At 48.7% G+C, this 11423-nt stretch carries 9 protein-coding genes; 1 reads left to right on the top strand and 8 read right to left on the bottom strand.

Annotated features, from left to right (window positions below):
- Positions 1-127: 127 nt before the first annotated feature.
- The 6 genes from CIK88_RS02610 to CIK88_RS02585 form a co-directional block, all read right to left on the bottom strand.
- The gene (locus CIK88_RS02610) at positions 128-754 is read right to left on the bottom strand and encodes a porin family protein (RefSeq protein ID WP_094391114.1); all 627 of its coding nucleotides are present in this window, start codon (positions 752-754) and stop codon (positions 128-130) included.
- A 100-nt stretch (positions 755-854) separates the two neighbouring features.
- Entirely contained in the window at positions 855-1922 is a 1068-nt protein-coding gene (gldN, locus tag CIK88_RS02605) for a gliding motility protein GldN (RefSeq protein WP_094391113.1), read from the bottom strand.
- A gap of 26 nt (positions 1923-1948) precedes the next feature.
- Complete coding sequence (gldM, locus tag CIK88_RS02600; protein ID WP_094434360.1) at positions 1949-3514, bottom strand: gliding motility protein GldM; 1566 nt, start codon at positions 3512-3514, stop codon at positions 1949-1951.
- 28 nt (positions 3515-3542) lie between these two features.
- Entirely contained in the window at positions 3543-4223 is a 681-nt protein-coding gene (gene gldL, locus CIK88_RS02595) for a gliding motility protein GldL (RefSeq protein WP_094434358.1), read from the bottom strand.
- Positions 4224-4251: 28 nt separating this feature from the next.
- Positions 4252-5649: an SUMF1/EgtB/PvdO family nonheme iron enzyme gene (locus CIK88_RS02590; RefSeq protein WP_173815120.1), complete on the bottom strand. Its 1398-nt coding sequence runs from the start codon at positions 5647-5649 to the stop codon at positions 4252-4254.
- A 124-nt stretch (positions 5650-5773) separates the two neighbouring features.
- Positions 5774-6706 (bottom strand): type IX secretion system membrane protein PorP/SprF, encoded by a 933-nt coding sequence (locus CIK88_RS02585; RefSeq protein ID WP_254046663.1) that lies wholly within the window; start codon positions 6704-6706, stop codon positions 5774-5776.
- 219 nt (positions 6707-6925) lie between these two features.
- Between CIK88_RS02585 and pelA the strand changes: the two genes are divergently transcribed.
- On the top strand, positions 6926-9028 hold the full coding sequence (gene pelA, locus CIK88_RS02580) for a pectate lyase (protein WP_094391294.1): 2103 nt from the start codon (positions 6926-6928) through the stop codon (positions 9026-9028).
- Between the two features lie 457 nt (positions 9029-9485).
- Here pelA and CIK88_RS02575 read toward each other — a convergent pair whose 3' ends face one another.
- Positions 9486-9935 carry a GatB/YqeY domain-containing protein gene (locus tag CIK88_RS02575; RefSeq protein ID WP_094391109.1) on the bottom strand — a complete coding sequence of 150 codons (450 nt, stop codon included), beginning with the start codon at positions 9933-9935 and terminating at the stop codon, positions 9486-9488.
- Positions 9936-9965: 30 nt separating this feature from the next.
- Positions 9966-11135, bottom strand: coding sequence for an IS4 family transposase (locus tag CIK88_RS02570; RefSeq protein WP_094434356.1), 1170 nt, complete (start codon positions 11133-11135; stop codon positions 9966-9968).
- Positions 11136-11423: the final 288 nt, after the last annotated feature.

The following is an 11423-nucleotide window of genomic DNA, read 5'->3' as shown; positions in this document are numbered from 1 at the left end:
GACAGTTCTTCCACGATGTCGGCTGGCCACAAGAAGCTGTCTCGTAGAGTGGTTCATGGATGGGATCAGAAACAGAAAAAGACGGTCTCGAAAGACCGCCCGAACTATTTTGGTTGTTGCAGTTTGCTTAGAAGAAGTATGCCAGCGATACCTGCCAAGCATTGGCTTTGGCTTTGACAGTTTTCTTGTCCATACTGTCGATGGCATCACCTACAGAATCAAAATCACCGGTTTTACCGATGGCAAAGTTATAGTTGACTGAGGCTTGCAGGTGTTTCAACAGGGTAACACCTACACCGACATTACCACTGAGGTTGCTGTCCTTAAAGCGCCAGTTGTTGACGTTATCAAGTCTTTCATCGAATGAATCGTTCTTTCCACCGATGTTGAAACCAAACTGAGGTCCGGCATAAGCGAAGATATTGGCAATATCACCAAGTCCAACGCCATAACGCAGGTTGACAGGAATCTGGATTGACTGCTGTTTCAGGGTTGTGCCCGGTCCTTTCAACTTAGCTTCACGCTGGTCGTAGAGCACAGATCCATCAACGCCGAGACCTACAACCGGCAGGGTTACCTTGGCAGTAACACCGGCAAAGAAGCCTGTCTTGTTTTCTGCGGCAAGAACTTTACTGTCGTTAATCGAAAAATTGGTAAGGTTAAGACCTGCTTTCACACCGAAATCAACCTGTGCCTGTGCAGGCATTGCCCATGCCATGCAGGCGAGAGCAATCAAGGTAAACAACTTTTTCATATCTACTTTAATTTATGAATTGCGCAACAAAGATACGCATTATATCTGAGAAAGACAACATTTTTGTCGGTTTTTCATCATTTTTGCTGCATCATGTGGGTCAATGACGCTGGCGACGTACCGTCACACGGGGTTGGCGCGAACCTGCCGACGAGGAGGAACTGCGGGGTGCTGCCTTGCTTTTCACCGTGCGCACGCGGCGACTTCTTACGGTTTTTGACTTCTTGCTTTTTACTGTTTCACCCTGTTCCAATGCTTTCTTGTTGGCTGCTTCTATAGAGTCGCGCTGTGGCGTATGACCAAACACGCGGCGTTCGAAGGCTGCCAATTCCTCGTCTATCTGTTTCGCCTGACGCAAAGCTGCCTGCTGTTGCTGGTCGGCATCGGCTGTGTCGCCAAACTGCGGCATGCGTTTACCTTGTCGCTGACCGGTCTTATAGATGGGTCCCTGATAGCAATGGAGGGTGAAATAGTCTTCGAGCGTCATGGTGGCAGCATCGTTCACCGACGATGCTGTTACCGTCTGGCGGTTGAGGAAGGGTTCCAAATCGGCATAACGCACCCAGAACAAAGGACGCTTGGATGGCATTCCGCCAAACTCGTCGTCGAGCACAATGACAGGACAGAGGGCGATGACCTTGCGACGAAACTGTGCATTGGTCTGGTCGTAGTAGGCACTTTCCTTCAGATAGTAGAGTTTGACATCGGCAGAAGGAATGTCGCTATTATCCACATGCAAGCGATTGTTTTTCTTTTCATAATAGATCTGCTGGTCGTCGAGCACGGTTTTGATAGCCACGCGCGAGGAGTCGCTGAACGATTCCTGCCCATCTAATCGGTATTCGTAAATGGGAATATAACCGTTGAGTGCCAATTTGAAGATATAGGTAAAGAGGTTCAACTGGCGGTCGATGGGTTCCACGGGGTAATACAGACCGGAGTTGGCATCGGTGTCGAGGTGGATTTCGCGATAAAGGTCACGACGCCACACCACATCTTCAGGCATATCGAGCGATGTGGGATACATCAGACGGGCGCGTTGACTGATGCCTTGTTGCTGCGGAGTGGCTGTGGTTTGCTGGCGACGCGCCTTGGGTTGTGCCACTGAAGTGGTGGCGGTAATCGTCAACACCGTGGCGAGAGCGGTTATCAGGAGGATTCTCTTCATAGTCGTGGAGGTAGTTTATTGATGTATTATTTCACGATAATTTCCATCGAAGTGTTTAATTTTCGGGCGATTCCATCGGGACCTACGGCGGTCACACGCGATACATAGAAGCGACGGTTGCGCTGCAAACGGCGTATCACATCCTTCTGGCGAGCAGAGAAATGTGCGCCTTGGCTTGCCACAGGAACGGCATTACCCATATTGTCGAAGAAGACGGTTTCAAAACTCTGTACGCGGAAGGGCACATCGAGAATACCATCGTCGATGGCTGCGCCTATACCGTCGGTGCCTACGAGTTGGGCTTTCGACAGCGCACCACCATGGTAACGACTTCTGCCACCACCTTCGGCAGCTATATTAATATAAGGTGTGGGGTCGGGCAAACGACGCACACGGAAGGCGAAGCGCCCCATCTGTTGCGCACGACCACTGTTGGTGGAGGTGACGGTGATAGCCACTTCACTGCCAGGAGTAGTGGGCCGGGCAATATAGCGACCCGGACCGACGGGCTGCAAGGTGCCGCCTGTCATCGATGCCTGTATCTTGGTGACGGGAACACCCGGCACGGAGATGCTCAACGGATTGTTGTAACCGGCATAAAGTACATTCATCAACGAGGCGGAAACGGTGGCGGAGGGTTCTACCACCGTGTATTTTTGACTAAACTCACGGCGCACCATATCGCCACGACCGTTGGGCATCTGGATAAAACCCGACAGGGTGAAGTCGCCAGCACGGGTGGTGAGTGCCTCATAACGGCCGCCGGGCAACTGAACGGGACGACCGCCGATGAAAATCTGAGGATTCTGAGTGGTATCTACTGCTGCCATCACGATGCGGGCAGAAAAGCGTTCGCCTCGCACTACAGTTTGTGATTCGGGAATGACCAATGCACTGACGCTATTCACACGCAGGTCTTTCATATCGACATTGGCCATCAGACGGTGTAAAACCTCACCTTCGGCATGGCGCACATCGTTTTGCAATTTGGTCAGCATAGTGACGGCAGCAGACACAGGCATGTGGTCGAACATATATTCCTGCCAGTTTTTGCCTACGGCACGAGCCTCGGCAGAGGGTTCGGTGGATAGGCTTTGAGCCACCATGCGCTGCTGGGCACTGTCGGGAAGAAGCGTCAGTATATACTCGCGATAGCGCACTATCGCCTGGCGAAGGGCTTCGCCACGACCACTACCCACAGTGAGCATCACCGTTGAAGCTGCGTCGAGGTCTTCCTTCTTGCGGATGTTTAGCACATCGCCGTCGGGGCCATCGGCCTCGCAGACAATGGCTTGTTTCAACTCATCAGCCAACAGATAGAGCGAATCACTCATTTGGCGTACCTGCTGTGCACACTCAAACCACTGGCGAACCTTCTGCGGATTGCGCTTCATCTGTGCTTCAAAATCGGCATAAAGGGTGCGGTTTTCATCGGTAGCGGTCTGCGCTGTGCGGCGCAAACTATCTTCTACTACCGAAAAACCTTCAAGCACTTCGGTCGATACATTAAGCGCCAGCATCGCCATGAGGATGACATACATCAGATTGATCATCTTCTGACGGGGCGATAATGGACGTTTCTTGATTGCCATAATACGGAATTATTGGGATTTGAATGGGCTATTCCATCTTGTTTTGAACGGACATGGCCTCGATCATGCGGGCATAGATGCGGTTGAGTTCGGCTATCTGAGTGGCCATGTGGCGCGTCTGTTCGTTGATACTGTCTATTGTTCCGATCTGCGTACTGGCACTCTTGAGCTGCATTTCATAGACGCGGCTGATGCTGGTCAACGTGCGGTTGAGATTCTCCAACTCGGCGGTATAACCGGCTATCTGCTCGTCGAGACCTTCTGGAATCTGTGGCGCATGCCATTGTGGAATGTTGATATCACCCGAAACAGAGATAAATCCAGACGAAGAAACGCTACCCGACGGGGAAGACGAAGCGACGCCAGACGGAGAAGACGAAGCGGTGCCAGACAATGAAGGCACAGTGGTTGCGGAGACAGAAGATGGTTCGTTAACCGCCATATCGCTATGAGTTTTCAGTTCCATGCCATCGGCTGTCTTGTCGAACGGACGGTCGAAAGCCGACAGGAAAAATACGAAGACCTCGGTTCCCATACCTAAATAGAGAAAGATATTGGCATAGGGAAGGTGGGTCAACTTAAAGAGTGTGCCTAAAATGACTATGGCTGCACCCCAACTGTAGGCATAGTTCAGAAAGGTTTGACCGGCTACGCTGTCCATCCATTTCTGTAGTTTATAGATGATATTCAACTTGCTATATTCTGTCATGGTGTTTCGTTTTTGAGGGTGAATATGCTTATTTTTTGTTTTTCACTTTACCGCTATTGGTATTAGCCATACTGCGCACACAGCGGAAACCGATGTAACTGCGTGGCTGATTCTGATACTCAAAGGTGCGCCAGGCGGAACGGACCATCGATTCGGGGTCTTTCCAAGAGCCACCTTTCACGGTCTTTTTCTTCATGCGGTAGGGATCTTCGGGTGCTGCATTGTAGCGAAGGTCGGGGTTGATATCGTTCATTTGTTCAACACCTGCCTCGGTATAGATGGTGCTGGTCCATTCGGCTACGTTGCCTGCCATATCGTAAAGTCCGTTGGAATTGGCATTATAGATGCCTGTGCGACTGGTAATGAGGTTACCGTCTTTGGTGTAATTACCGTTGTCGGGCTTGAAGTTGGCATAATAGCACCCGTTACCGGATGCCATTTCCTTATTGTCCCATGGAAATTCATTCTGGTTTTTACCACGTGCTGCATATTCCCACTCGGCTTCGGTAGGCAGACGATAGCGCTGCACATAGCGTGCTGCCTCGCCAAGACCACGCAACAGATGGGCAGTGCGCCAGGCACAGAAGGCATTGGCCTGTTCCCAAGTGACACCAACTACAGGATAGTCATTATAGGCGGCACTCGAATAGTAGAACCGCATATAGTTCTCATTGGCGGCATTGGGGAAATCGTTGACCCAACAGGTGGTGTCGGGATAGACATTGACAATATAGGTATTGAGGAAATCCCACGGACCGGTGTATTCGCGGTTGATGGTTTCTCGCACGATGCGACCTTCATCGTCGATATATGCCGTATCTTTGGATATCCAGATGCGCTCATTGGGATTGGGACGATAATCGGTATTCAACACGCGTTCTTGCGGATTGGTGCGGTATTTGCGCTTGGCTGCCTCGGCATAGTCGTATATTTCATACCGATAATTGAGTTGGCGCCAATCGATAAGTTTCTCACCCGTCACTGGATTGGTGGTATATAGGCTTTCGAAAGCACGCTGTTCGTCCTCGTTAGGACGACGTGGCAACGGTTTTTTCCAATTGAGATGGGGAGTGACGGGATTGCCGTAACGGTCTTCTTCTATCTTATAGGTCTCATCGCCACCATAGTTTGGATCGGCTAAACGCTCGCGGATAATAGAGTCGCGGACGTAGCTGACAAACTGGCGATACATAGAATTGGTCACCTCGCGCTCGTCCATCCAGAAACTCTCCACCGAGATGTCGCGCACTGGTGTGCGTCTGCCCCATAGCGAATCTTGTTGCTCAATACCCATTTTGACATGGCCTCGCTTCACAAGGGTCATGCCGTAAGGGGTCGGTTCGGCAAAGGTGCGACCACTATGGCCAGTCACTTCGCCACCTTGAGACGAACTGATTTTGGATCCAAGACAACTGGCAGCGAGCATTGCGAAGAGTAGAAGCAACGCGGGATGATACCAGCGGATGGTGTGTCTGACGTGTGGTATGTGTCGTAGTGTATTCATATCGTTTTTTATCTATTATGGTCTGTTGTTATATGTCTATTGTCTGTTACAGGATGCGGACACTCTGATGGCGGTTGCGGCGGCGCGGTCCGATGTCAATATTGGTTTGATAGCCCACGAAGAGTTCGTGGCTGCCATTGCCAACGCCTGTTCCTGTGGTGTACATCTCATAGCTGTAACCAATGTGTACGCCGTGGAAATTTCCGCCAATCATGGCTGTTACCGAGTTGGTGGGACTATAGCCCACTCCACCATAGAGCATCTTTTCATCGTTGGTATAACGCAAACGGGCGGTGAAATCAGCTCGCTGCGAGGTGCCATCGGTATAGGCAAGCACGCTGGGCAATATCGCCAGATGGGGATTGCGCAATCGGAAAGTGTAGCCTGCAGTAAGATAATAGATGCGATCGACCTGTAGCAAGCTGCGATTACCCATCTCTACCGCTGGGGCTGTGGCGTGTAAAACAGAGACACCGACATACCAGTTGCGGTGAAGATAATAGAGTCCGCCACTGAAATCGAAGGCTGTACCATTGACATCGGCGGTGGGTAGCGCGGGATCGCTACTGTTTTCTGCATCAAGTTCGGAGCCTTTGAAACCCTCGCTCAATACTCCTGCCTGCAAACCGAAGCGCAGATGACCTCCAAACAAGCGGCACTGCAACGCATACTGCAACGCCATGCGCTTATGGGTGAAGAGTCCTATCTCATCGTTCAACAACTGTATGCCCACGCCATGGGTCATATTGAGCAGTCGGAAAGGCATGTCGGCTGCCAGATTCATCGTACGCGGATGCTGTTCATAGCCTGCCATGCTCAACTGATAGGCTCCCGTTATATTGATCTTGGACTCCTTGCCAACGGCGGCAGGATTGAATGATGGTTCCATTGCCCAATAATGTGCAAAAGACACATCCTGCTGTGCCAACACTCGCAGTGATGCCAACAAGAATATCCATATCAGCGGTAAACGTTTCACATAGAATATAACGACTTTTCTAACGATATATTGTGTAACGATACAGAAAATCGTAAGAGAACATGAGGACACAGGTAGGCGACACCTCGGAAATACAAAAGAAAAAAGTGTTTTTCTTTTGTATTTCAGAGGTTTGCACTACCTTTGTAGGCACAATTACTATATTAGAAAAACAAACTACTAAATTGTATGGGAATAACAACTACTACTAAAATCAATCTGCGCAATAAGCGCATCGAGATGATGATCCTACTATGTTTTGCTTTTGTCATGGCAGCAACAGCACAAAAAGGCTACAAACAGGTATTGAGGGAAACTGATCCGCAGTTCTTCCGCACTGAGGAGGCACGACGTATAGGCGACCAACTCCTACTCTACCAACGTGTGACAGGCGGATGGCCTAAGAACATTGACATGGTGAAACGCATGACAGACAAGGAACGCGAACAGGTGATGGCGGAGAAATCAAGACGCAACGACTCTACTACCGACAATGATGCCACGACCACACAAATGATTTTCTTGGCACGACTCTACCAACAAACGAAGGATGAACGATATAAAGATGCGTTCTGCAAAGGGGTGAATTATCTGCTCAGCGGGCAGTATCCCAACGGCGGATGGCCGCAGTTTTGGCCTGTAATGCGCGACTATCAGATTCATATCACCTATAACGACCATGCCATGGAACACACCATGTTGATGCTGAAAGACATGGTGGAACAGCAGGAGCCCTATCAAGGAAAACTCATCACAAAGGAGATGCGCAAGAAAATGAAAGTGGCTTTCGACAAAGGTATCGACTGTATTCTCGCTACACAAATAAGACGCGACGGTAAACCTACGGTGTGGTGTCAGCAACACGATAGGGAAACGCTGGAGCCTGCAAAAGCAAGAGCCTTCGAGTTGGCTTCGTTCTGCAGTTCGGAGAGTGCCGGACTGGTGCGTCTGCTGATGAGCCTGGATCATCCAAGTGACGAGGTCAAGACGGCTATCCACGGCGCTATGAAATGGTTTGACGACCACAAACTGACGGGAATGAGGGTGGCGCACATCGGAAAATGGGGATCGCCCTACCGCGACACACAACTGGTGGCTGACAAGAATGCACATCCTATATGGGCTCGCTTCTATGATTTGGAATATGGTGAACCGTTTGTTTGCGACAGAGATGGTGTGCCCAGAAGACATCTCTACCAGATTGGTAGCGAACGACGCAATGGTTATGCCTGGTACACCGAAGGTCCTTCGTCACTCTATGAAGATTACAACAAATGGGCAGAACGCTACGATCCCAAACATAAGGTGGCTATCAGTCTGCAAACCAAAGGTGGAAACGAGACGGGACTACTACAGTGGTTTAGAAAGCCAAAGGCGAACATGGCAGATTTTGATGCCATTGTCAATCCCGGAGACAGCATTCAACTGGCTATTGAGAAGGCGCCACAGCAACCTACCAAACCCTATAAGATTCTGATTCGCAAGGGTACTTACCACCAAAAGGTGGTAATCGACCGACCCAACATCGTACTGGTAGGTGAAGACCGCGACAGCACAATCATCGTTTTGGCTGAAACTGCTAAAACCAATAAAATGCCGGAATATCACGGAAAGCCTACTGGCAACGGTGTGATAGTACTTCAAGAGGGAGCTGACGACTGCGTGATAAGCGGACTGACGGTATATAACAACTACGGAACAACAATAGAAAACACCACTACACACCAAATGGCTATCTTCGGAAGAGCCACCAGAACCATCGTTATCAACTCTAATGTATGGGCGGACGGTAATGATGCACTGGCTTTGTGGGCAAAGACTGACGGCATGTACTACCACGCTGACCTGTATCTGAGATGTCCCGGTGTGGATTTCCTATGCCCCAGAGGATGGTGCTACGCCACCCGTTGCCGCTTTTTGGGCGATAGCCGCGCCATCATCTGGCACGACGGACGAGGTTCGAAAGACCAGAAACTGGTTATCAAAGACTCGTATTTCGATGCTAAATCGCCTACCATACTCGGTAGATACCACCACGATTCACAGTTTTTCCTGCTCAACTGCAGACTGTCGAAACAGATTCTCGACACCAACATCTGCTATGCTTACAGCGACAAGGTGCTCGATCCGTGTCCTTGGGGACTACGCACATACTATTATAACTGCTCGCGCGAAGGAGGAAACAGCGGATGGCTTAACGATAATCTGGAGGAATCGGAAGAGAAACCACTTTTCCATGCAGTCACTGCACTATGGACTTTCAAAGAGAAATGGGATCCAGAAGCACGCATACGCGACCTCTGGAACGTATTGGCGTATTGACCTCACGACAAGAAAATGCAAGATATAAACTATTGTTCCTACATGGGACAATGTGCTGGCAAACGCCAATGACTGCACTTGAAGAGACAGCAATTATCGTACTTGGACTGTTTCATGTGTGCAACAGTGGTGGCAATGTGGTCGAAGAGTGGTCGAAAACGTAAGCAAGAAATATTCGACCACCCATATAAAGCATTGTGATATAACTGCTTATAAGCAATGGTGGTCGAGTGGCCGAATCTTTGCGACGTCGCGTGTGCGTGCGCGCGCAAAAAAACAGCGGTATGGGAACCTTCTCAAGATTCACATACCGCTATGTAACAGTTTAAACTGACAGGGAGTGCCAGCAGTGTTTAATACTCGTCCTCATTGAAGTTTAAAGCACGTGCTGAGCACCAACGAGTTACAGTGCTCTGTGCCATTATTGTGCCACTAATTCCAGACATAGAATCAAAGTTTATGCCAAGAGTTTCTTTACAATCTCAGAAATGACTCGGCCATCCGCCTTTCCTGCCAACTGCTTGCTGGCTGTGCCCATTACCTTTCCCATCTCCTTCATGCTTGTGGCTCCCACTTCAGCAATAATCTTCTTCACCTCTGCCTCAATTTCCTCTTGGGAAAGTTGTTTCGGCAGATAACTCTCCAACACTTCTACCTGTGCCAACTCAGCATCAGCTAAATCCTGGCGTCCTGCTTGTGTGTAGGTTGCCGCAGTCTCCTTGCCCTGCTTGGCAAGTTTTGAGATAATCTTCAATGCATCAGCATCAGCCAATGAGTCGTTGGCTCCAGGAGCAGTCTTTGCCTCAAGGAACACTTTCTTAATGTTGCGGAGCGTCTCCAAACGAACCTTGTCGCGAGCCTTCATTGCGGACTTGATGTCCTCGCTAATCTGATCGAATAAAGTCATAATGCTATTCACTAGTGTCCGGTTAAAATCTCACCACAACGATAGTTGTATAGGTAGGTTGTCCGAACGGTTATTATTATCATCTTTAGTCACATTGAATATGGAATGGATATCACTTTGCTTGAATAGGAGCGGACCAATAGCATTTGAGATTGCATGAAGCGACTGAGGCAGGCGGAATTTCTTCTTCGCAATGATGAATAGCAGGTAGTCACATACGGCAATCCAAAGCTGTAGATAGACTGCATTCTCAGTAGTCCCATAGAACTTCTTGATATGCAGGTGTTGCTTCACCCATTTGAAGAATAGTTCAACCATCCATCTTTCTCTATACAGTTCTGCAACTTTCAGAGAATCAATGGTTAAGTTGTTCGTAAGAAATCGGTAGACGTTATCTGTTGAGTAGTCCTCGTATACTACCATACGCAATGGCTCAGGATACTCCACCGAGGGATTCTTACCCGTCAGACGGATTATTTGATCGCTGATGAGTCCTGCTGATTTGTCAACCTCATGTTCCTCTGCGACTTCATACACCATGTTGTCTTTTGCTCTGGTAACGAAGAATGCTCCCTTGAGATGAAAACACTCATAAAGCTGCTTAAAGAATACATAGCCCTTGTCCATAAGATAGAAGGCACATGCTTCAACAGGTATCATCGGCATAACCTTGGAATCGTGCACCAGTCCGTTTGTCATTATGATATAGGACGGGATGCTTCCTCTCAAATCAATCAAGGTATGCATCTTTACGGCGCCCTCTCCGTGATGAAACTCTGCCCATGGGGATAATTCCAGGCATAGTCGGATGGTGGTACTGTCTAAAGCATAGACCATTTCTTTAAGGCCAAGACGGAAGTAGTCATCGCGATACAGCATCTTCGCTTCCTTTATAAGGGTTTGCGCGAAGTCCCTGTATATCATCCAGTTCCTTTTCTCGTTGGCTTCTGCCAATGTGGATTTCGGAACAGAGCAAAAACCTGCATGATAGAGATCATTTCCACAGAGCCCAAGTGTCATCTCGATGTCTCTCAGACCTGACCTGTCTGTAAACTGAGCAAAGCTCATGACCTTGAATTGATCAAAGCAAGTAAACGATCTGGTTCGCCAGTCACCCTTGTAGCGATTAACACATTTCTGGAATTCATAACGTGAAACCAGAGACATGATCTGTGAAAAGATGGTTTTTTTCGTACTCATTATAGCAATATACAGCCACTAGAGGCCTAATTGCTAAGGTACAAAATTTAATCCAAAAATTCAAAGAACGCTTTATTTAATTAATTATCAATAAGTTAAACTAAATGCCCCAGATTTTAACCGGACAGCAGTGAATGCTATTATTTAAACCTTAACATGATGCAAATTTACATAAAACCCCCGAATTATAAGCCAGTCGGGATAAAAAACCTAATGTCATTTCCCCGAATCGGGCAGTGTTTGAGAGAAAAAATGTCAAGTCCGCCACAGATTCTTGTCCTATATACG

It is taken from the genome of Prevotella sp. P5-50 (assembly GCF_002251295.1).
In the GTDB taxonomy this organism is placed as follows: domain Bacteria; phylum Bacteroidota; class Bacteroidia; order Bacteroidales; family Bacteroidaceae; genus Prevotella.
This window is presented reverse-complemented; position numbering and strand designations above follow the sequence as displayed.

What these genes read in the sequence shown, in the direction of transcription:
- gldM (WP_094434360.1), bottom strand. Translation starts at nt 3,514, where the DNA reads ATGGCAATCAAGAAACGTCCATTATCGCCCCGTCAGAAGATGATCAAT.
- CIK88_RS02610 (WP_094391114.1), bottom strand. Translation starts at nt 754, where the DNA reads ATGAAAAAGTTGTTTACCTTGATTGCTCTCGCCTGCATGGCATGGGCA.
- CIK88_RS02575 (WP_094391109.1), bottom strand. Translation starts at nt 9,935, where the DNA reads ATGACTTTATTCGATCAGATTAGCGAGGACATCAAGTCCGCAATGAAG.
- gldL (WP_094434358.1), bottom strand. Translation starts at nt 4,223, where the DNA reads ATGACAGAATATAGCAAGTTGAATATCATCTATAAACTACAGAAATGG.
- gldN (WP_094391113.1), bottom strand. Translation starts at nt 1,922, where the DNA reads ATGAAGAGAATCCTCCTGATAACCGCTCTCGCCACGGTGTTGACGATT.
- CIK88_RS02590 (WP_173815120.1), bottom strand. Translation starts at nt 5,649, where the DNA reads ATGCTCGCTGCCAGTTGTCTTGGATCCAAAATCAGTTCGTCTCAAGGT.
- CIK88_RS02570 (WP_094434356.1), bottom strand. Translation starts at nt 11,135, where the DNA reads ATGAGTACGAAAAAAACCATCTTTTCACAGATCATGTCTCTGGTTTCA.